The 20,136-nt window shown below is 70.0% G+C and carries 23 protein-coding genes and 1 tRNA gene; 17 read left to right on the plus strand and 7 right to left on the minus strand.

Annotated elements, in window-relative coordinates:
• The first annotated feature begins 36 nt into the window (after positions 1-36).
• The gene (locus tag JNB61_RS00525) at positions 37-453 is read left to right on the plus strand and encodes an NUDIX hydrolase (RefSeq protein ID WP_308291173.1); all 417 of its coding nucleotides are present in this window, start codon (positions 37-39) and stop codon (positions 451-453) included.
• A gap of 6 nt (positions 454-459) precedes the next feature.
• On the opposite strand, the gene JNB61_RS00530 is transcribed toward JNB61_RS00525, so the two are convergent.
• Positions 460-999, minus strand: a complete 540-nt coding sequence (locus tag JNB61_RS00530; protein WP_159843562.1) for a YaeQ family protein — start codon at positions 997-999, stop codon at positions 460-462.
• Between the two features lie 49 nt (positions 1,000-1,048).
• On the opposite strand from JNB61_RS00530, the gene JNB61_RS00535 reads away from it, so the two are divergent.
• The gene (locus JNB61_RS00535) at positions 1,049-1,462 is read left to right on the plus strand and encodes a YkvA family protein (RefSeq protein ID WP_220338458.1); all 414 of its coding nucleotides are present in this window, start codon (positions 1,049-1,051) and stop codon (positions 1,460-1,462) included.
• Positions 1,463-1,465: 3 nt separating this feature from the next.
• Here the strand turns inward: JNB61_RS00535 and JNB61_RS00540 are convergent, their stop codons facing one another.
• Both JNB61_RS00540 and JNB61_RS00545 read right to left on the minus strand, forming a co-directional pair.
• On the minus strand, positions 1,466-2,044 hold the full coding sequence (locus JNB61_RS00540; protein ID WP_220338459.1) for a hypothetical protein: 579 nt from the start codon (positions 2,042-2,044) through the stop codon (positions 1,466-1,468).
• Between the two features lie 52 nt (positions 2,045-2,096).
• On the minus strand, positions 2,097-2,924 hold the full coding sequence (locus tag JNB61_RS00545; RefSeq protein ID WP_308291174.1) for an inositol monophosphatase family protein: 828 nt from the start codon (positions 2,922-2,924) through the stop codon (positions 2,097-2,099).
• A 94-nt stretch (positions 2,925-3,018) separates the two neighbouring features.
• On the opposite strand from JNB61_RS00545, the gene JNB61_RS00550 reads away from it, so the two are divergent.
• Positions 3,019-3,091: transfer RNA gene (locus JNB61_RS00550), tRNA-Lys, on the plus strand.
• 52 nt (positions 3,092-3,143) lie between these two features.
• Here JNB61_RS00550 and JNB61_RS00555 read toward each other — a convergent pair.
• Both JNB61_RS00555 and JNB61_RS00560 read right to left on the minus strand, forming a co-directional pair.
• Complete coding sequence (locus JNB61_RS00555) at positions 3,144-4,376, minus strand: MFS transporter (protein WP_220338460.1); 1,233 nt, start codon at positions 4,374-4,376, stop codon at positions 3,144-3,146.
• Positions 4,373-4,831, minus strand: coding sequence for a MarR family winged helix-turn-helix transcriptional regulator (locus JNB61_RS00560; RefSeq protein ID WP_220338461.1), 459 nt, complete (start codon positions 4,829-4,831; stop codon positions 4,373-4,375). The genes JNB61_RS00555 and JNB61_RS00560 overlap by 4 nt, the downstream gene beginning before the upstream one ends.
• Before the next feature lie 215 nt (positions 4,832-5,046).
• On the opposite strand from JNB61_RS00560, the gene JNB61_RS00565 reads away from it, so the two are divergent.
• Genes JNB61_RS00565 through JNB61_RS00605 form a run of 9 tightly spaced genes read left to right on the plus strand, consistent with a single transcriptional unit; the run spans position 5,047 to position 13,773 of the window.
• Positions 5,047-6,249 (plus strand): substrate-binding domain-containing protein, encoded by a 1,203-nt coding sequence (locus JNB61_RS00565; protein ID WP_220338462.1) that lies wholly within the window; start codon positions 5,047-5,049, stop codon positions 6,247-6,249.
• A 19-nt stretch (positions 6,250-6,268) separates the two neighbouring features.
• Positions 6,269-7,084: an ABC transporter ATP-binding protein gene (locus JNB61_RS00570; RefSeq protein ID WP_220287246.1), complete on the plus strand. Its 816-nt coding sequence runs from the start codon at positions 6,269-6,271 to the stop codon at positions 7,082-7,084.
• Positions 7,081-7,818, plus strand: coding sequence for an ABC transporter ATP-binding protein (locus tag JNB61_RS00575; protein WP_308291175.1), 738 nt, complete (start codon positions 7,081-7,083; stop codon positions 7,816-7,818). The genes JNB61_RS00570 and JNB61_RS00575 overlap by 4 nt, the downstream gene beginning before the upstream one ends.
• On the plus strand, positions 7,815-8,690 hold the full coding sequence (locus JNB61_RS00580; protein WP_159843571.1) for a branched-chain amino acid ABC transporter permease: 876 nt from the start codon (positions 7,815-7,817) through the stop codon (positions 8,688-8,690). The genes JNB61_RS00575 and JNB61_RS00580 overlap by 4 nt, the downstream gene beginning before the upstream one ends.
• Complete coding sequence (locus tag JNB61_RS00585; protein ID WP_220338463.1) at positions 8,687-9,820, plus strand: branched-chain amino acid ABC transporter permease; 1,134 nt, start codon at positions 8,687-8,689, stop codon at positions 9,818-9,820. Before JNB61_RS00580 ends, JNB61_RS00585 begins: the two co-directional genes overlap by 4 nt.
• Positions 9,817-11,442: a class I adenylate-forming enzyme family protein gene (locus JNB61_RS00590; protein WP_220338464.1), complete on the plus strand. Its 1,626-nt coding sequence runs from the start codon at positions 9,817-9,819 to the stop codon at positions 11,440-11,442. Before JNB61_RS00585 ends, JNB61_RS00590 begins: the two co-directional genes overlap by 4 nt.
• The gene (locus JNB61_RS00595) at positions 11,439-12,116 is read left to right on the plus strand and encodes a TetR/AcrR family transcriptional regulator (RefSeq protein WP_220287253.1); all 678 of its coding nucleotides are present in this window, start codon (positions 11,439-11,441) and stop codon (positions 12,114-12,116) included. The genes JNB61_RS00590 and JNB61_RS00595 overlap by 4 nt, the downstream gene beginning before the upstream one ends.
• Entirely contained in the window at positions 12,113-12,868 is a 756-nt protein-coding gene (locus JNB61_RS00600; RefSeq protein ID WP_220287255.1) for a 3-hydroxybutyrate dehydrogenase, read from the plus strand. Before JNB61_RS00595 ends, JNB61_RS00600 begins: the two co-directional genes overlap by 4 nt.
• Positions 12,865-13,773, plus strand: a complete 909-nt coding sequence (locus tag JNB61_RS00605) for an alpha/beta hydrolase (RefSeq protein ID WP_223214554.1) — start codon at positions 12,865-12,867, stop codon at positions 13,771-13,773. The genes JNB61_RS00600 and JNB61_RS00605 overlap by 4 nt, the downstream gene beginning before the upstream one ends.
• An 87-nt stretch (positions 13,774-13,860) precedes the next feature.
• Here the strand turns inward: JNB61_RS00605 and JNB61_RS00610 are convergent, their stop codons facing one another.
• Complete coding sequence (locus tag JNB61_RS00610; RefSeq protein ID WP_220338466.1) at positions 13,861-14,649, minus strand: IclR family transcriptional regulator; 789 nt, start codon at positions 14,647-14,649, stop codon at positions 13,861-13,863.
• A gap of 108 nt (positions 14,650-14,757) precedes the next feature.
• Between JNB61_RS00610 and JNB61_RS00615 the strand changes: the two genes are divergently transcribed.
• From JNB61_RS00615 to JNB61_RS00625, 3 genes are read left to right on the plus strand one after another with little or no spacing between them, the layout of a single operon-like run.
• Positions 14,758-15,558, plus strand: a complete 801-nt coding sequence (locus tag JNB61_RS00615; protein WP_159843583.1) for a CoA transferase subunit A — start codon at positions 14,758-14,760, stop codon at positions 15,556-15,558.
• 1 nt (position 15,559) lies between these two features.
• Positions 15,560-16,213 (plus strand): CoA transferase subunit B, encoded by a 654-nt coding sequence (locus JNB61_RS00620; protein WP_220287262.1) that lies wholly within the window; start codon positions 15,560-15,562, stop codon positions 16,211-16,213.
• Positions 16,210-17,394 carry an acetyl-CoA C-acetyltransferase gene (locus JNB61_RS00625; RefSeq protein WP_220338467.1) on the plus strand — a complete coding sequence of 395 codons (1,185 nt, stop codon included), beginning with the start codon at positions 16,210-16,212 and terminating at the stop codon, positions 17,392-17,394. The genes JNB61_RS00620 and JNB61_RS00625 overlap by 4 nt, the downstream gene beginning before the upstream one ends.
• Positions 17,395-17,473: 79 nt before the next feature.
• Here JNB61_RS00625 and JNB61_RS00630 read toward each other — a convergent pair whose 3' ends face one another.
• Positions 17,474-17,740 (minus strand): hypothetical protein, encoded by a 267-nt coding sequence (locus tag JNB61_RS00630; protein WP_159843587.1) that lies wholly within the window; start codon positions 17,738-17,740, stop codon positions 17,474-17,476.
• Positions 17,741-17,875: 135 nt separating this feature from the next.
• Here JNB61_RS00630 and JNB61_RS00635 point away from each other — a divergent pair, with 135 nt between their 5' ends.
• Positions 17,876-19,324, plus strand: coding sequence for an alpha,alpha-trehalose-phosphate synthase (UDP-forming) (locus tag JNB61_RS00635; RefSeq protein WP_220287265.1), 1,449 nt, complete (start codon positions 17,876-17,878; stop codon positions 19,322-19,324).
• A complete protein-coding gene (gene otsB / locus JNB61_RS00640; protein WP_220338468.1) occupies positions 19,321-20,100 on the plus strand; it encodes a trehalose-phosphatase in 780 nt (259 codons plus the stop codon). Before JNB61_RS00635 ends, otsB begins: the two co-directional genes overlap by 4 nt.
• Positions 20,101-20,136: the final 36 nt, after the last annotated feature.

The following is a 20,136-nucleotide window of genomic DNA, read 5'->3' on the forward strand; positions in this document are numbered from 1 at the left end:
CCGGGCCGGTTCCGCAGTTCCTGTTAGCGTGCCTTCGTGAGCACCTCCCACCCGGCATCGACGTCGACGCGCAGCATCCGTGTGTCGGCCGCGGTCATCCTGAACGACCGTGACGAGCTCCTTCTGGTGCGCAAAGCCGGCACGACGGCGTTCATGCAGCCGGGTGGCAAACCCGAACCGGATGAGACGCCGGCCGAGACGCTGAGCCGCGAGCTGTTCGAGGAGCTGGGGCTCTCGGTCGAGCCCGATCAGCTGGATCCGCTCGGTCTGTTCACGGCGGCAGCGGCGAACGAGCCGGGCTTCCTCGTGGTGGCGGACGTGTTCGTCGCCGACATCGGCGAGCAGGTGCCAGTGACCGATGCCGAGATCGAGGAGCTGCGATGGGTCTCGCGCCGCGACGCGCAGCATCTGGAGATCGCCCCGCTGGCGAGGGAGAACTTCCTGCCGGGCTGAGCCGGCTCAGCCGGCCGTGACCTCGTGGATGTCGGATTCGAACGATGAGCCGTTGAGATCGAGGTAGATCCGGCGCTCGGTGACGGAGACGATCATTGTATTGCGGCGCTCGAGCGCGGACGTGGCCGAATCGAAGAACCCGTGGTCGAAGCTGTAGAGCTTCACCTCGTCGGAGCGATGGATCTTCTTGCCCGCCCACCCCGCGGCGACCTTCGCGGGATCGCGGTGCGTGTACACGGCGACGCGGGCGCCGGCGAGGCTGCCGGTGTGCAGGCGGGCGGCATCCGGGGATCCCACCTCGATCCAGGCGACGAGAGCGCCCGTGAGATCCCGCACGACCACCGCCGGTTCATCCGTCGCCGAGATGCCCTCGCTGAACGCGATGCCCTCCTCGTACTCGAGCGCGTACGCCAGTACGCGCGTCAGCATGAACGCGTCGGTCTCGGACGGATGCCGCGCCACGCGCACGGACAGATCCTCGTACACGCTCCGATCGACGTCAGCCAACTGGATATCGAAGGTGTGCATCGTCACGCCGATCGCCATAGGGATCGAGCCTACGGGTCGCGGCTGGGTGTCGTGTTACAGTCGGCGGATGCCGGACTGGGCCGTCGCCGTCATCTCCTTGGTCGGCGGGCTCGTCCTCGTCTGGCTGGTGCTTCTGCTCATCCTGTGGGTGCAGCAGCGCAGGGCCGGCCGCACCATGGACTGGCGCCAGATCATGCGGCTGGTCGCCGACGTGGTCGTACTGCTGAAGCGCCTGATCGCCGACCCTGGGGTGCCTCGGGGCACACGCTGGTGGCTCGGCGGGCTGCTGGCGTACCTGCTGCTGCCGATCGACCTGGTGCCGGACTTCATCCCCGTGCTCGGCTATGCCGACGACGCGATCGTCGTCGCGATCGCGTTGCGTTACGCCATCCGGACCGCGGGCCGCTCCGCCATCGAGCGCCACTGGCCGGGGACTCCGGAGGGCCTCGAGAGCCTGCTGTCCCTCGTGGGCGCCCGCTGAGGATCAGCTCTTGGGCCACTCGATCAGCAGAAGGCCCTGCTTCGTGTCGGCCACCGTCACCTGGCCCGGCGAGAAGAGGTACGTCATGCCGTAGCCCTCGGCGTCCGTGGCGATCGCGGTGTCGGCGCTTTCGGTGATGTACACGCCTGCGGGACCCTCTTCGCGCACCCAGCCCTGAGCCTCGAGCTCCTCCTGCAGATCCGCGGCCTGGTCCTCGGCGAGAGGCGCCCAGCCGAACATCTGCCCATGGTCGCCGGCCGGACCCTCGAAGTCCGCCCACATGCACTGGAGGCCGTCCTCGATCTCGCTGCTGCCGATGTACAGGGGGGAGGCCTGTGAGCTCCAGCCCAGGCTCTCGAAGTCCGCCACGACCGATTCGCCGATGATCGTGGTGCAGGTCGGTTCCTCGGTGGAGGCGGGCTCGGGCTCCGGCGTTGCCGAAGGCTCGGGCGCGGCCGCGGTAGGCGTCTGCGCGTTGCCGGTCTCTTCGGGTGCCGGCTCGGGCGTGCCGGCGCAGGCCGACAGAAGGAGGGCGGAGAGAGCGAGGGCGGCGGCGGTGCCGAGGATGCGGGTGGCAGGCATCAGAGAGTCTCCGTGGGGGATGGGAGGCGGTCGGGTGTCAGGCGGTGCGGGATCAGGCGGAGTGCAGCAGGTCGAGGTAGGCGGTGTGGAGCACGCGGTTCGTGGCGAGCGACGAGCGCTCGGACAGCGAGTCGTTGCCGTCGAACGAGGTGAACCTGCCGCCGGCCTCGGTCACGATCGGCACGAGCGCGGCGATGTCGTACTCCTTGACGCCGAACTCGGCGACGAACTCGAGACGACCTTCGGCCAGCAGCATGTAGGGCCACGCATCGCCGTAGCCGCGATCGCGCCAGACCGACGAGGTCAGGCGCTCGAGCGCGTCGAGCTTGCCGGCATCGCGCCACTGCCCGATGCTCTGGAAGCTCACGCTCGAGTCGGCGATCGCATCCACCGTCGACACCGCCAGGCGCCTGCTCTCGCCGGTCGGCGTGTTGGTCCAGGAGCCGAGTCCGGTCGCCGCCCACCAGCGGCGACCGATCGCCGGCTGGCTCGCCACTCCCACGCGCGGCACCCCGTCGATCGCGAGGGCGATCAGGGTCGTCCACATCGGGATGCCCTTCAGGTAGTTCGCGGTGCCGTCGATGGGGTCGATGATCCACTGCCGCGCCGAATCGCCCGTGACGCCGTACTCCTCGCCGAAGACGCCGTCACGGGGGCGTTCGGTCTCGAGGAGCTCGCGGAGTGCGCGCTCCGTGGCGAGATCCGCCTCCGTGACGTGGCTCGCGTCGGCCTTCAGCTGCACGTCGAGATCAGCCGCATCGAAGCGGGACATGGATGCCGCATCCGCCGCATCAGCGAGCCGCAGCGCCAGATCGAGATCGGCCCGCAGGTCTCCCTCGAACGGCGTGTCGAACGTCGAAACGGGGGAGGGCGAGGTCACGGAATCAAGGATAGCCGGGGCGTTCCCGCCCCGATTTCACGAGACGCGATCGTGATGCTAATGTTGATCCTCGTTCGCCCCGTGAGCGAACAACGCACCTCTAGCTCAATCGGCAGAGCAACTGACTCTTAATCAGTGGGTTCTGGGTTCGAGTCCCAGGGGGTGCACAACCCAGAAGGGCGGTCCGAAAGGGCCGCCCTTCTGCCGTCTCTCGCGGGGTCAGGCCGCATCCCCCACGAGCATGGCGGCGGCCTCCTCCGCGGCATCCGCTTCGCGCTCGTCGATGCCGGCCAGCGCGCGACGGCCGAAGAGGATCGTGCCCGCCGCGACGACCACGGATGCTGCGGCGAAGAGGTACGGCACAGTCGGACCGTACAGGTGCCACAGGAGCGCGGCGAGCGGGGGAGCGGCGGCGCCGCCGAGGAAGCGGACCGCCGAGTACGAGGAGGACGCGACCGAGCGAGGGAGATCCGTCGCCTCCATCACAGACTCCGTCAGCACGGTGTTCATCACGCCGAGGAGGAGTCCGCCGACGATGATCGAGGCGACCAGAGCCGCGGCGTTCTCGACGAAGATGCCGCCGGCGATCAGGTCGATCGCGAGGAGCGGCAGAGTCAGCAGCATGACGGTCGTGCGGGCCATGAAGCGCAGCAGAAGCGGCGCGACCCACACGCTCGTGATCGCGAGGGCCACGCCCCAGCCGAAGAAGGTGAAGCCGATGCCCATGGCGCCGAATCCGAGCGGGAACGGCGAGAACGCGAGCAGCACGAAGAACCCGATGTTGTAGAAGAGTGCAGCGACGGCGAGCACGGCCAGCGAAGGGATGCGCAGCGCCGTGAAGGGGGCCGACAGCCGCACCGGCACGGGCTTCTCGCTCGGCCCGCGCAGCAGCACCAGCACGGCGACGAACGCGATCGCCATGAGCACCACGACGCCGAGGAACGGCCCGCGCCAGCTGATCTCACCGAGCACCCCGCCCAGGAGCGGACCGACCGCGATGCCGAGCCCCAGCGCGGCTTCGTAGAGCACGATCGCGGCGCCGCTCCCACCGGAAGCGGCGCCGACGATCGTCGCGAGCGCTGTCGAGATGAAGAGCGCGTTGCCGAGGCCCCATCCGGCGCGGAAGCCGATGATCGCGTCGACGCTGCCGCTCAGGGAGCAGAGCAGGGCGAACACGACGATCAGTGCGAGGCCGATGAGCAGGGTCGCCTTCGCGCCGATGCGGCTCGAGATCCAGCTCGTGATGAGCATCGCGAGTCCGGTAACCAGGAGATAGCTCGTGAAGAGCAGTTCCGTCTGCACCGGACTCGCCTGGAGCGATTCCGCGATCGCGGGGAGGATCGGATCGACGAGCCCGATGCCCATGAACGCGACGACGCACGCGAACGCCACCGCCCAGACTTGGGCGGGCTGCCGCCACACGGAGCCTGTCGTGCCGGCGTGCGCGCTCATCGGGCTGCCCCTGCGGCGCCGGCGGCCGACGTCGGGCGCGAGCGGTCGAGCTTTCGAGAGAGGACCGATGCCGTGGTGCGGAGGGCCTCCCACTCCTCGGGCTCCAGGTCTTCGAAGTGCGGGGCGAGTGCGGCCGTGAGCTGCAGCAGCCATGTCTGGAGCGCTTCGAGGCCGAGCGGCGTGACCTCGACCACCGTCGCGCGCGAGTCCGCGGCATCCGCCGCCTTCGCCACGAGTCCGTGGTCGGTCATCTGGCCGACCAGCCGCGTCATGCCGGGCTGGGTCACCCGGCTGAGCCGGGCGAGCTCGCCGATGCGCAGTGCGCCGTGGTCGCGCAGGATCGTGAGCGTCCGCCACTGTGCGGCGGGGGTCTCGTTGGCGGTCTCGAGCGCCGCCATGCGAGTGAGTGCGTGGGCGGCGACGATGAGGGTCTCGATGTCCTGGTCATGGGTCACGGCAAAAGCATACCGTTGATATATACCGACGGTATTCGAAGTGGTCCACACGCTGAGGATCGTCGCAATTGGGTAACGACGGCGCCGGAGGCGACCTGCTGACTTGACCTACAGGCCCTCCTCTTTCTAGATTGCAAGAACCTGAATCGGATCTCATGTTTGAGCACGACGACCGGTTCACGCACCAGATCCTTCCAATGGGGAAAGGCACGCACATGCGGGTTACGAAGAAGTTGCTCCTGGGCTCCGTGGCGGTGACGGCAGCGCTCGCTCTGACGGCGTGCGCGCCGACCGCAGAGGCTCCGTCCGGCGAAGCGTCCGACGGCGGCGGTCCCGCCGAGGTGACCGTCGGCATCGTCACGAGCGAGTCGGGCCCGCTCGCCGGCTACGGCAAGCAGTACCTCGACGCCTTCAACGCCGGTCTCGACTACGCCACCGACGGCACCGGCGAGATCGACGGCACGACCATCGCCGTCGAGAACCGCGACGACGCCGGCGACCCCGACAAGGCCGTCACCGCCGTCAAGGAGCTCATCGGCGAGGGCGTGAACATCATCGCCGGCACCGCATCGTCGGGCGTGGCGCTGGCGGTCGCCGAGCAGGCCGAGCAGAACAAGGTGCTCTACATCTCCGGCCCCGCGGCCGCCGACGCCATCACAGGCATCAACGACTACACGTTCCGCTCGGGCCGTCAGAGCGCGCAGGACGTCGCGACCGCGGGCACGTTCCTCGAAGACATCGAGGGCAAGACGGTGACGGTGTTCGCACAGGACAACGCGTTCGGCCAGGGCAATGTGGCGGCCGTCGAGGCGATCCTCGGTGGTCAGGGCGCGACCGTGAACTCCGTACTCGTCGCGGAGGACGTCACCGAGTTCACGCCGTTCGCGCAGCAGGTGCTGGCGGGCGCCCCGGACCTCGTGTTCGTCGCGTGGGCCGGCGCCACCTCGGGTGCGATGTGGCAGGCGATGAGTCAGCAGGGCGCGCTCGACGAGATCCCCGTCGTCACCGGTCTCGGCGACTCGGCGACGTTCGGCGCCTACGGCGAGGCCTCCGAGAAGATCAACTTCCTCAACCACTACTTCCCGGGCGCTCCCGACAACGACGTCAACACCGCGATGATCGAGGCCATCGAAGAGGCCGGGGGCACGCCCGACCTGTTCAGCCCCGACGGCTTCAACGCGGCGATCATGATCGTCCACGCGATCAAGGAGGGCCAGGGCGACGTCGACGCGATGGTCTCGGCGCTCGAGGGCTTCGAGTTCGAAGGCCCCAAGGGCACGATGACCGTGCGCGCCGGCGACCACGCGCTCATCCAGGAGATGTACCAGGCGAAGCTCGTCGCGCAGGACGGCACCTTCGTGCCCGAGCTCGTCGACACCGTCTCGGCCGACGACGTCGCGCCCGCCGAAGCGAAGTGACGCAGGGCGTCACGAAGCGATGAGCACTTCAGTCCCGTCCGCGCCCGTCGCGGAGACCGCGCGCCGCGGCTCTCCGCTGAAGATCGAGGGTCTCGGTCTGCAGATCGGCGGCGCGACGATCCTCGAAGACGTCGAGCTCGACGTCGCCGCCGGCTCCCTCGTGGGCGTCATCGGTCCGAACGGCGCCGGCAAGACCACGCTCTTCAACGTGATCTCCGGGCTCATGAGGCCCACCGCCGGCCGCGTCGTCCTCGATGACCGCGACATCACGACGGCGTCGGTGCCTGCGCGGGCGCGGGCGGGACTGGGGCGCACCTTCCAGACCTCGAGCCTCTTCCCGAAGCTGTCGGTGCTCGAGAACGTCCGCCTGGCCGCCCAGGTGTCGCTCGGCGGCTCGGGTTCTCTCCTGAACTTCCCGAGACGGACGGATGCCGCCACCCGGCTCGCGCTCGAGAAGCTCGACGCCGTCGGACTCACGCACATGCGCGACGCGATGGCGGGCGACATCTCGCACGGCGACAAGCGCAAGCTCGAGATCGCGGTGCTGCTGGCGACCGAGTCGAGCATCGTGCTGCTCGATGAGCCCATGGCGGGCGTCGCCTCGGGCGATGTCCCGGGGCTCGTGGACAACATCCGGCAGATGCAGCGCGAGAAGGGCTGCACGCTGCTCATGGTCGAGCACCACATCGACGTGCTCATGGGCCTGGTCGAGAAGGTGGCGGTGATGTACTTCGGCACGATCATCGCCTACGACACCCCGCAGCGGATCATGGAGAACCCGCTCGTGCAGAGCGCGTACCTGGGCACCGGCATGACCGGGACGGAGGCGGCGTGATCACTCCAGGCGCCGAGGGCGCAGCATCCGTCCCCATCCTCACCGTGCGCAACCTCCGGTGCACCATTGCGGGGCAGCAGGTCGTCGAGGACGTCTCGTTCGACGTGCCCGCCACCGGCATCACGGCGGTGCTCGGGCGCAACGGCGTCGGCAAGACGTCGACGCTGCGCGGCGTCCTCGGTCTGATCCCGCTCCGGGGCGAGGTCCGCCTCGGAGGAGAACGCATCGACGGGCTGAGCACCCACCGCATCGTGCGCCGCGGGGTCGGCTATGTCCCCGAAGACCGCGAGGTCTTCTCCAAGCTCACCGTCGCCGAGAACCTCGCCCTCGCCGAGCGGCAGAAGAATCCGCGGCGCGAGTTCGTCGCCGAGCTCTTCCCCGACCTCGTCGCCCGCCGGGATCAGCCGGCCGGCACGCTCTCGGGCGGCCAGCAGCAGATGGTGTCGGTCGCTCGGGCACTGCTGAACGACAACAGGCTCCTGCTCGTCGACGAGCCGACCAAGGGTCTCGCTCCCAAGATCGTCACCGAGGTCGCCGACGCGCTGCGGGAGGCGTCCAAGACGGTTCCGATCCTGCTCGTCGAGCAGAACCTCGAGGTTGTCCGCCGCCTGGCCGAGGATGCCGTCGTCATCGCGGGTGGACGCGTCGCGCACGTCGGCAAGGCGAGCGACATCCTCGACGACGAAGAGCTCACCCGCCGCTTGCTCGGCGTCCACGTGGAGCACGCTGCATGAGCACCCTCGTCCTCACCCTCATCACCGGCGTGGGCCTCGGCGCCCTCTACTTTCTCGTCGCCAGCGGCCTGAGCCTCATCTACGGGCTCATGCACGTGCTCAACTTCGCGCATGGGGCCTTCCTCACACTGAGCGCGTTCATCGGCTTCATGGTCGCCCAGGCGCTCGGCACCGAGTCGTGGGGATCCTTCCTGCTGTCGGTCCTCGTCGGCGCCGGCGTGGGCGCTGCGTTCGCCACGCTCACCGAGCTCGTGCTCATCCGCCCGCTGTACGAGCGCCACATCGAGCAGGTGCTCGTCACCGTGGGGCTGTCGTTCGCGGCCGTGGCACTCTTCGAAGGGATCTGGGGGACCGACCCCATCCATATCGGCGGACCTCCGTGGCTCACGCAGACGACCGAGGTGCTGGGCGCCCGCATCCCGAACACGTACTGGGTGCTGATGATCGCGGCCGTGCTCGTGCTCGCCGCCCTGGTGCTGTTCCTGCAGAAGACGCGCTACGGCATGATCATCCGGGCCGGCGTCGAGAACCGCTCGATGGTGACGGCGCTCGGCATCGACGTGCGGCGCTCGTTCACCCTCGTCTTCGCCATCGGCGGCGCCGCGGCGGGCATCGGCGGGGTGCTCGCGATGCACTACTCCACCTTCGTCTCGGCGCACCTCGGCCAGACGCTGCTTATCTTCGCCTTCATCGTCACCGTCGTCGGCGGCCTCGGTTCCCTCACCGGCGCGGCCGTGGCGTCCGTCCTCGTCGCGGTGCTGCAGCAGTTCGCGAACTTCTACCTCGGCGGCACCGGCGACTTCATCGTCGTGATCCTGCTGGCCGTCGTGCTGCTGGTGCGCCCGACCGGACTCCTCGGAAGGAAGGCATGATGCGTCGCTACGTCCCCGCGATCGTCGGCGTGGCACTCGTCGCGTTCATGGCGATGCTGCCGCTTCTCAACCTCTCACTGCCGGGGATCCTGCCCACACCGACGTACATGCCGGGAACGCTCGCGCTGCTCTCGCTGTGCATGGTCTTCGCCGCGCTCGCGCTGTCGTACAACCTGCTGCTCGGATCGGGCGGGATGCTGTCATTCGGCCACGCCCTCTACTTCGGCGCCGGCGCGTACGGGCTGGGCATCGCGCTCGAGCACTTCGGAGTGCCGCTCTGGCCGGGAGTCTTCATCGCGCTGATCGGTGGCATGGTGATCGCGCTCGCGACGGGCGCCGTGTCGATGCGGGTCTCGGGGATCCCGTTCGCGATGGTCACGCTGGCGTTCGCACAGGCGGGATCGGTGCTGGTGCGCCGCAACTCGCAGGTCACGGGCGGCGAGGAGGGGCTGAGTCTCGACACATCGCAGGTGCCCGACTTCCTGATCGGGGTCGTGAACACGCGCAACCTCTACTGGTTCACGCTCGTCGTTCTCGTGGCCGTCTACCTCGTGGTGCTGTGGGTCGACACCTCGCGCCTGGGGCACCTCGCCCGCGCGACGCGCGAGAACGAGCAGCGCGTTCGCGTGCTCGGGCTGTCGCCGTACCGGGTGCGGCTCATCGTGTTCGTCATCGCGGCAGGGCTCGCCAGCCTCGCCGGCATCGCGTACATGCTGCTGCAGTCGGGGACCGTGCCGCGGTCGGTCTCGGCCGACCTCACGATCACCGTGCTGGTGATGGTGGTGCTGGGTGGCGTCGGCTTCCGCTGGGGTGCGATCGTGGGCGGTGTGCTGTACACCCTGCTCGATCAGCGGCTCACCGTGCTCGCCGGCTCCGACGTCATCGCCGGGCTTCCCGACGTGCTGCGGGTTCCGCTGTCGGAGCCGCTCTTCCTCCTCGGGGTGCTGTTCATCATCGTGGTGATGTTCCTCCCGGGCGGCATCGCAGGCACGATCGACGCGGCGGTCCGCCGTCGGCGCGGCGAGAAGGTGCGCGGCTCGCTCCGGCAGCTCGACGACGCCGAGGAGGCGTCGGCGACGGCTGAGGCCGGGGTGGACGGCCCCGCCGCTTCGGACAGGGTGCGCGCATGACGTGGAACGCCGACCCCGATCTCGACGACGGGCCGCACACGATCGGCCGCTGGATCGTCGACCGCGCGACGCGCTCGCCCGAGCGCACCGCGCTCGACGACCGCGGCGTGACGACGGACTACGCGACGCTCGCGGCCCGCGCGGCGGGACTCGCGGATGCGCTGCGGCAGGCGGGCTACGGTCCCGGTGACCGCATCGCGACCGTGTCGGGAAACTCCACCGACCACGTCGTGGCGTTCTTCGCCTGCGCGATTGCGGGCATCGCCATCGTGCCGTTGTCGTGGCGGCTCACGCCCCGCGAGCTCGCAGAGGTGCTCACACGGTCCGCTCCGGCGCTGGTGCTGATCGAGGACGAGCACATGGCGCTCGCCGGTGAGGCGCTGCGCGGGGCGGCCCTGGACACGCCCGTGGCGGGGCTCGGCACGACCGGGGTCGAGGCATCCGTTCCCCGCGCAGCGAACCCCGCCCCGCGCCGGCCCGTGCGCGACGACGATCCGCTGCTCGTGATCTTCACGTCGGGGAGCGAAGCGGCCCCGAAGGGGGTCGTGCTCACGCATGCGAACTGCTTCTGGAACAACCTCGCGCTCGCGCAGGCTCTGCCGCTCACGCAGGACGACGTCGTGCTCGCCATGCTCCCGCAGTTCCACGTCGCCGCATGGAACTGCCAGCCGCTCCTGGCGTGGTGGGTCGGCGCGACGGTCGTGCTCGAGCGCTCGTTCCAGCCTGACCGCGTGCTGCACTTGATCGCCGACCGCAAGGTCACCGCGATGATGGGCGTGCCGACGCAGTACGCGCTGCTCGCGAACGCCCGCGGGTGGCGGACGACGGATGCCTCGTCCCTGCGCCTCGCACTTGTGGGGGGCGCCACGATGCCGGTGTCGCTGCAGGAGGCGTGGGCGGAACGGGGAATCCCGCTGACACAGGGATACGGGCTCACTGAGGCAGCGCCGAACGTGCTGCACCTGCCCGCCGCGGAGGCGACCGGCACGCCGGGCGCCGTCGGCCGGCCGTACCCCCACGTCTCCGTGCGGATCGTCGACGTGGCGTCGGGACTCACACTGGAGGGCGAGGCCACCGGCGAGCTGTGGGTGCGCGGCCCGAGCGTCTTCGCGGGCTACCTCGGCGACGACGATGCGACCGCCCGCGCGATGAGCGGCGACTGGCTGCGCACCGGCGACCTCGCGTCGCGGGACGCGTCCGGCATATATCGCATCGTCGACCGGCTCAAGGACATCTTCATCTCCGGCGGAGAGAACGTCGCGCCGGCCGAGGTCGAGTACGCCCTCTGCCTGCACCCGCTCGTCGAGGCGGCCGCCGTCGTGGGCGTTCCCGACGCGGTGTGGGGTGAGCGCGGGGTCGCGTTCGTCGTGCCCGCCGACGGTGCCGCGCTGTCTGCCGACGAGGTGCTGACCCACGCCCGGCTCAACCTCGCGGCGTTCAAGGTCCCGGTCCACGTGGAGTTCGTCGACAGGCTGCCGCGCTCGACGATCGAGAAGCTCGCGCGAGCGCGTCTTCGCGACACGGCCAGGTCGCTGGTCGAACAGCACCGCGAGCAGGAGGATCGTGCGGGGGAGCGCGCACATGGCGCGGTGCACGAGGGTACGAAGGGGGAGGCCCGATGAGCATGTCCGATGAACTGGTCGACCGGGAAGAGGAGCTGGTGTCGTCCGCCACGGGGCGCCCCCTCACGAAGCGTGGCGAAGCGACCCGGCGCCGTCTGCTCGAGGCCGCGGAGCTCGTGTTCGCCGAGCAGGGCTACCACGAGGCATCCATCGTCAAGATCACCGAGCGAGCGGGCATCGGCCTCGGCACGTTCTACCTGTACTTCGACAGCAAGCAGACGATCTTCGAGGCGCTCGTGCTCGACCTCAACCGTCGCGTGCGCCATTCCATGTCGGAGGCGATGGCCGGCGCATCGGGTCGACTGGAAGCGGAGCGTGCAGGATTCGCCGGGTTCTTCCGGTTCACGGCGGAGCACCCTGCCCTGTACCGCGTCGTGCGCGAGGCCGAGTTCGTCTCGCCCGAGGTGCTGCGCACGCACTACACGCGCATCGTCGAGGGTTATGAGGCCGGGCTGCGGGCCGCACAGGCGGCCGGCGACGTCGATCGTGCCCTCGACCCCGAGACGACGGCCTGGGCACTCATGGGCATGGGCGAGCTCATCGGCATGCGATTCCTGCTGTGGGAGCGCGACGCCGACGGCAAGCCGCCGGCACAGCTCGACCCGGTGGTGTTCGCCGGCATGACCCGGTTCATCGACAATGCGCTCGCGCCGCGAGCGGCAGAGACGGAGTGACGGTGGAGAAGGATCTCGAGGGCAAGCGCGCGCTGGTCACGGGCGGTGCGAGCGGCATCGGCCTCGCCTGTGCGCACGAGTTCGCTGCGCGGGGCGCGTATGTCGTCATCGCGGACCTCAACGCCGAGGCCGCAGCCGATGCTGCCATCGCCGTCGGCGGAGAGTCCTGGGCGGTCGACCTTGCCGACACCGCCGCGCTCGACGACCTGACGCTCGACGTCGACATCCTCGTCAACAACGCCGGCATCCAGCGCGTCGCGCCGATCCCCGAATTCGACCCCGACGCGTTCCGGCTGATCGTGCGGCTCATGCTGGAGTCGCCCTTCCTCCTCATCAGGGCTGCCTTGCCGGCGATGTACGAGCGCGGCTGGGGCCGCGTCGTCAACATCTCGAGCGCGCACGGTCTGCGTGCGAGCGCGTTCAAGTCGGCGTATGTCGCGGCCAAGCACGGGCTGGAGGGACTCTCGAAGGTGACCGCTCTCGAGGGTGCGCCGCACGGTGTGACGAGCAACTGCATCAACCCCGCCTACGTGCGCACGCCGCTCGTCGAGAAGCAGATCGCCGATCAGGCGAAGGTGCACGGCATCCCCGAGAGCGAGGTCGTGGAGAGGATCATGCTCACCGAGAGCGCCGTCAAGCGACTGGTCGAGGCCGACGAGGTCGCGTCGCTGGCGGGATGGCTCGTGTCGGACAAGGCCGGCATGGTCACGGGCGCCTCGTACACGATGGACGGCGGATGGACCGCACGATGAGCCACCAGTATCGGACGATCGACGTCCCCGTCGAGGGCGGTGCCCTCCGCGCGGGCGTGTGGAACCCGACGGATGCGGCCACCGGCGCGCCGACCGTGCTCCTGGTGCACGGGGTCACCGCTTCGCACCTGGCATGGCCGTTCGTCGTGGACCGCCTGCCGGGAGTGCGTGTCATCGCGCCCGACCTGCGCGGACGCGGACGCAGCAACGGCGTCGAGGGGTCCGCAGGGATGGCCGCGCACGCGTCCGACCTCGCGGCGCTGCTGGGTGCGCTGGGCATCGAGCAGACGGTGGTCGTCGGGCACTCCATGGGCGGGTTCGTGTCCGTGGTCTTCGCCCACCTGCACCCCGAGCGCGTCTCGCGGCTGCTGCTCGTCGACGGCGGGCTGCCGCTCGACGTCCCCGCGGGACTGAGCACGGACGAACTCGTCGCCGGCATCCTCGGCCCCACCGCGGCGCGCCTGTCGATGAGGTTCGCGGATGCGGGGGCGTACCTCGACTTCTGGCGGCAGCATCCGGCGTTCACCGGGGCGTGGACGCCCGAGCTCGAGCGCTATCTCGCCTACGATCTCGTCGACGACGGCGCCGGCGCGTTCCGTCCCGCGACGAGCTATGCGACCACCGCGGACGACACCCTCGACATGAACACGGGCAGCGCCCTGCCGGCGGCGCTGGCCGGGCTTCAGCATCCCACTCGCCTCATCACCGTGCCGCGCGGCCTGCAGAACGAGCCGCCCGGGCTCTACGCGCCGGAGCACCTCGACCGCCTGCTCGCGCAGTACCCCGGCGTCGACCACGAGCGCATCGACGGCTTCAACCACTACACGATCGTGATGTCGCCCGCCGGCGCCGATGTGGTGTCGGCCGCGGTCCGCGAGGAGCTCTCGGCGGTTCCGACCCGGTGATGCTCACCTGTCACGGTGTGTCGCCTCGCGCAGCACTTCGTGACAGGTGGGCGAAGGCCGCCTTCGAGCCGCCGGGCATCGGGACGGTCAGCGGGAGGCGGCGATGCGCGTGGTCAGCTGGTGCGCGTGCGCGAGCAGCGTGCGGCCGAGCTCCGGCAGGCGGTCCGGCCCGAAGCGGAACTCGACCCCGGTCAGGCTCAGCGCCCACTGCGGGTGGCCCTCGCGCGTGAAGACGGCGGCGCCGATGCCGTACGAGCCCTCGACGATGAGCCCGGGGTTCACCGCGTAGCCGCGCTCCTGCGTGTCGCGCAGACGCGTGCGCAGACGCTGTTCGCCGTGCGCGGCGCCCCATTCGCGGGAGAGGTCTGGGTGACGTTCGAAGTATGCGTCCACATCGTGGGGTGGCAGGAACGACAGGATCGCCAGGCCCGCGGACGCCACGCCGAGGGGGAAGCGCACCCCCTCCGAGAGCACGAAGGAGCGGATGGGGAAGCTGCCCTCTTCGCGGAGGAGGCACACCGTCTCGTCGCCGCGGCGCACCGAGAGGAACGCGCTCTCCTCGGTGCGGACGGCCAGTGAACGCACGATGTCGCGAGCGACGGCGGTGATGTCGTATCGGGATGCTGCAACCGTGCCCATGAGGTACAGCTCGGGTCCCGGCATCCATCGCCCGGTGCGTTCGTCCTGGTCGACCAGGCCCTCATGGCGCAGGGCCGTGAGGAGGCGGTGGGTCGTCGGGCGGGTCAGGTCGGCGCGGCGGGCGAGCTCGGCCACCGGCATCCCCTCATCTCCGCCTGATGTCACCAGGCGCAGGAGCCGGGAGGCACGGGCGATCGACTGCGCTCCGGGAACGCTGCGCTGGGGAGGGGTGTCCACATGATGGACGCTACGACGCGGGATGGCCACATGGCAAGCGCAGACGTGGTGCGGGGGTTCGCGGAGTCGGAGGATGGACACCGAGCGACCGCATTGCAAAGGAGCAGAATGATCGACAAGACCTGGGGGACGGCGGCCGAGGCCGTCGCCGACATCCCCGACGGCGCTTCCCTCGCGGTGGGAGGGTTCGGCCTGTCGGGCAATCCCATCGCCCTCATCGAGGCGCTGCTCGCACAGGGCACGAGCGACCTCAGCATCGTCAGCAACAACTGCGGCGTCGACGACTGGGGGCTCGGCATCCTGCTGAACGCCAAGCGCATCCGCAAGATGACCTCGTCGTACGTGGGCGAGAACAAGGAGTTCGAGCGTCAGTTCCTGTCAGGCGAGCTCGAGCTCGAGCTGACGCCCCAGGGCACGCTCGCCGAGAAGCTGCGCGCCGGCGGCTCCGGCATCGCGGCCTTCTACACGCAGACCGGGGTGGGCACTCAGGTCGCGGAGGGCGGGCTGCCGCGCCGCTACGCCGCCGACGGAAGCGTCGCGGTGGCGTCGCCCGTCAAGGACGTCCGCAGCTTCGACGTGTCAGGCGCCCCGCGAGATTACGTGCTCGAAGAGGCGATCGTCACCGACTTCGCGCTCGTGCACGCGCTCAAGGGCGACCGTCACGGCAACCTCGTCTTCAACAAGGCAGCGCGCAACTTCAACCCGCTCGCCGCGATGGCCGGGCGGGTCTGCATCGCCCAGGTCGAGGAGCTCGTCGAACCGGGGGAGCTCGAGCCCGACAGCATCCATCTTCCCGGCATCTACGTGCACCGCATCGTGGAGGTCGGATCCGACATCGAGAAGCGCATCGAGCGGCGCACGGTCAGCGCCTCGCAGGCCGCGTCGCGCGAGATGCCCGAAGGAGCCTGACATGCCGCTCACCCGCAACGAGATGGCCGCCCGCGCGGCACAGGAGCTCGCCGACGGCGCCTACGTCAACCTCGGCATCGGCCTGCCGACACTCGTGCCGAACTTCGTGCCGGCCGGCGTGACGGTCGTGCTGCAGTCGGAGAACGGCATCCTCGGCGTCGGGCCGTACCCGACGGAGGAGAACGTCGACCCCGACCTCATCAACGCCGGCAAGGAGACGGTGACCACATTGCCGGGAGCCGCCTTCTTCGACTCTGCGACGAGCTTCGGCATGATCCGCGGCGGCAAGATCGACGCCGCGATCCTCGGGGCCATGCAGGTCTCGGCCACCGGCGACCTCGCGAACTGGATGATCCCCGGGAAGATGGTGAAGGGCCCGGGCGGCGCCATGGATCTGGTGCACGGCGCCGCGAAGGTCATCGTGCTCATGGAGCACGTCGCGAAGGACGGCTCCGCGAAGATCGTGAACGAGTGCTCACTGCCCCTCACCGGGCGCGGCGTCGTCGATCGCATCATCACCGACCTCGCGGTCATCGACGTCACGGATTCCGGACTCGTGCTTGTCGAGACGGCGCCCGGCGTCACCGTGGAAGAGGTCATCGCCGCGACGGAGCCGGAGCTGACGGTCGCCGTAGGAGAGAGAATCGAAGCATGAACCACGACGACGTCGTCATCGTCGCCGCTGCGCGCACACCGCAGGGGCGCCTGAAGGGCCAGCTGGCGCCACTCACCGCGGTGCAGCTCGGCAGCGCCGCGATCAAAGGCGCACTCGACAAGGCCGGCATCCCCGCCGACGCCGTGGACGCGGTGCTCGTCGGGCAGGTGCTCGCGGCGGGTTCGGGGCAGAACCCCGCGCGTCAGGCGGCGGTCGGAGCCGGCATCGGATGGGACGTCCACTCCGGCTCGGTCAACAAGGTGTGCCTCTCGGGGCTCACCGCCATCATCGACGGCGCGCGCATGCTGGCTGTGGGCGACGCGACCGTCGTGGTCGCCGCCGGTATGGAGTCGATGACCCGCGCCCCGCACCTGCTCATGGGCTCGCGCGACGGCTGGGCGTACGGCTCCATCGAGGTGCTCGACCACATGGCGTTCGACGGGCTCACCGACGCCTACGATCGCGAGAGCATGGGCGCGTCGACCGAGCGGCACAACGAGCGGCTCGAGGTGACGAGACAGGCACAGGATGCCGTCGCCGCGAGGTCGCATCAGCGTGCGGCGTCCGCCCAGGCCGAGGGGCTCTTCGACGCCGAGATCGTGCCGGTCGAGATCCCCCAGCGCAAGGGCGACCCCCTCGTCGTGACCAAGGACGAGGGCGTCAGGCCCGAGACCACCGTGGAGACGCTCGCCGGCCTGCGGCCGGCCTTCGCGTCGGGCGGTTCGATCACCGCCGGCAACTCGTCGCAGATCTCCGACGGCGCGTCGGCGGTCGTGCTCACGACCCGCTCGCACGCCGATGAGAACGGCTGGGACGTGCTCGCGGTCGTCGGTGCGTCGGGCCAGGTCGCAGGTCCCGACAACTCGCTGCACTCGCAGCCGGCACGCGCGATCGAGAAGGCGCTGGCCAAGCAGGGCATCGCCGCGGACGACCTCGACCTCGTGGAGATCAACGAAGCGTTCGGAGCGGTCGTCGTGCGCTCGCAGGCCGAACTCGGCCTCTCGGACGACGTGGTCAACCCGCACGGCGGCGGCATCGCCATCGGACACCCGATCGGAGCCTCCGGGAACCGTCTGGTGGTGCACGCGGTGCACGAGCTGGTCCGCCGCGGCGGCGGCACGGCGGCGGTCGCACTCTGCGGTGGCGGCGGTCAGGGGGACGCGCTCATCCTGACGCGCTGAGCGCCTGTCGCGAACAGTCGCACGCGCCTCTTCCTCGCGCCGGAAGCGGCGCGTCGTCATGCACGCGGCGGTGAGGCGCTCACTCCTCGAGTCGCCGCTTGAGACGTTCCTTGCGCAGCGCGCGCTCGTTCCCGTGGATGGGGGAGTCCTTCGCGATCTCCTTGCCGCTGGCCGCTCGCCGCAGGTCGACGATCGCGCCGACCACCAGGGCGACCGAGATGCCCCAGCTGATCCAGGCCAGAACCTGGCGCCATGTGAGCGGTTCGTTCTCGCGGAGCCCCCTCAGCAGCGTCAGCCCGCCCGTGATCGCGGTGAGCAGGCCGGTGCCGAAGAGGTACTTGCGCATGCGGCCACGTTAGCGCGGCGCACCCGGACGCCGCGCCCCTTGACATGGTGTCATCCGGTGCGTCAAGGGACTCAGCGGGATTCGCCCCGCTGTTAGCCTGAGCGTGCCGAGTCCACGAAACCGTCAGGAGACCGCGTGACAGAGCCCGCCGCACCCGCCGCCGAACTCGTCGTGGTCGCCAACCGCCTGCCCGTCGACCGCGTCGTCGACGCCGTGGAGGGGCCGGGTTGGCGTCGCTCGCCGGGAGGGCTCGTGACGGCTCTCGAGCCTGTGATGCGGCGCGCCGACGGGGCGTGGGTCGGGTGGCCCGGCCAGCCCGACATCGAGGTCGAGCCCTTCGAGTTCGAGGGGACCCACCTCGTGCCGGTGGCGCTGAGCGCCGAAGAGGTCGAGCTCTACTACGAAGGCATGTCGAACGACACGTTCTGGCCGCTGTACCACGACGTCATCGCGGCGCCCCGGTACCGGCGTCTGTGGTGGGACGCCTACGTCAAGGTCAACCGCCGCTTCGCCGACGCCGCCGCCGGCGTGGCCGCCGAGGGCGGCACGGTATGGGTGCAGGACTATCAGCTGCAGCTCGTCCCGCAGATGCTGCGTGAGGCCCGCCCCGACCTCACCATCGGCTACTTCCATCACATTCCCTTCCCGGCGTACGGGCTCTACTCGCAGCTGCCCTGGCGTCGCCAGGTGCTCGAGGGCCTCCTCGGCGCCGACGTCATCGGGTTCCAGCGTGTGGCGGATGCCGGCAATTTCGCCCGCGCCGTCCGTCGCCAGCTGCGCTACCAGACGAAGGCGACCGGCATCACGGTTCCCGAACCCGACGGCTCGACCCGCAACGCGCTCGCGAGGGCGTTCCCGATATCGATCGACACCGGCTCCTACATCGAGCTCGCCGCGCGTGCCGACATCCGGGCCCGCGCGGCGGAGATCCGCGAGAGCCTCGGCAACCCGAAGAAGATCCTGCTCGGCGTCGACCGGCTCGACTACACGAAGGGCATCCGCCACCGCCTCAAGGCGTTCGGGGAGCTCCTCGAGGACGGCCGGATCGACGTCGAGGACGTGACTCTCGTGCAGGTTGCCAGCCCCAGCCGTGAACGCGTCGAGGCGTACATGCAGCTGCGAGACGAGATCGAGCTGACCGTCGGCCGGATCAACGGCGACCACGACACGATGGGCCACACGGCGATCCGCTACCTGCACCAGGCCTACCCGCGCGAGGAGATGGTGGCGCTGTTCCTCGCCGCCGACGTCATGCTGGTGACCGCGCTGCGCGACGGCATGAACCTCGTCGCCAAGGAGTACGTGGCGTCGCGCACCGACAACCGTGGCGTACTGGTGCTGAGCGAGTTCGCCGGCGCCGCCGACGAACTGCCGAGCGCCATCCGCATCAACCCGCACGACATCCACGGCATGAAGGAGGCGATCATGCGCGCGATCGAGATGCCGGCTGCCGAACAGGGTCGCCGCATGCGGGCCCTGCGCAAGAAGGTCATCGAGAACGACGTCGCAACCTGGTCGCGGTCCTTCCTGGATGCGTTGGAGGTCGCCCGGACGGCCAAGCGTGCGAAGCAGGCGGGCGCGTGACCTCGGCGGACCAGGCGATCGGCCGGCTCGCGCAATCCGATCTCCTTCTGGTCGCCCTCGATTTCGACGGCACGCTGTCGCCTCTCGAAGACGAGCCGATGGACGCGCGGATGCTGCCCGCCGCCCGCAACGCCGTCGACGCGCTGGTCGCGACGCCTGACACGATCGTCGCATTCGTGTCGGGGCGGAGCCTCGTGGACCTGCGCGTCATCGCCGAGCACGACGACGCATCGAGGGAGCTGCTCGCGGGGTCGCACGGCGCGGAGTTCTGGATCCCGGGCGAAGGCATCGCGAGCCACGGCGACGACGAGGCGGACGTCACGCTGCGCGACGCGCTCAGGGGCCACGCCGAGGCGGCCACCGCGCACCTCGAGGGCGTCTGGATCGAGCCCAAGACGTTCGGCTTCGGCGTGCACACGCGTCGGGCGAGCGCCGACGCGGCGGCCGAGGCGAATCGCCTCGTCGACGCGATCGTCGCAGCCGAAGCACCGCACTGGCGCCGCCGCACGGGCCACAACATCGTCGAGTTCGCGTTCCGCCACGAGGGCAAGGACTCCGCGATCGCCGAACTGCGCGAGCGCGTCGGCGCGACCGCCGTGCTCTTCGCGGGCGACGACGTGACCGACGAGGACGCGCTGGCGAGCCTCGGGGACGGCGACCTCGGCGTGCGGGTGGGGGACGGCCCCACCTCCGCCACCATCCGGGTCGCCGACATCGCGGCCCTGGCGGAGCTGCTGGAGCGGCTCGCCGCGGAGCGTTCGCGCGCCCGCGGGTAGGCCGCGAGCGCCGCGGCCGTCACTCGGGGCGAGCGA

It is taken from the genome of Microbacterium ureisolvens (genome assembly GCF_019511645.1).
Taxonomy (GTDB): Bacteria; Actinomycetota; Actinomycetes; order Actinomycetales; family Microbacteriaceae; genus Microbacterium; species Microbacterium ureisolvens_A.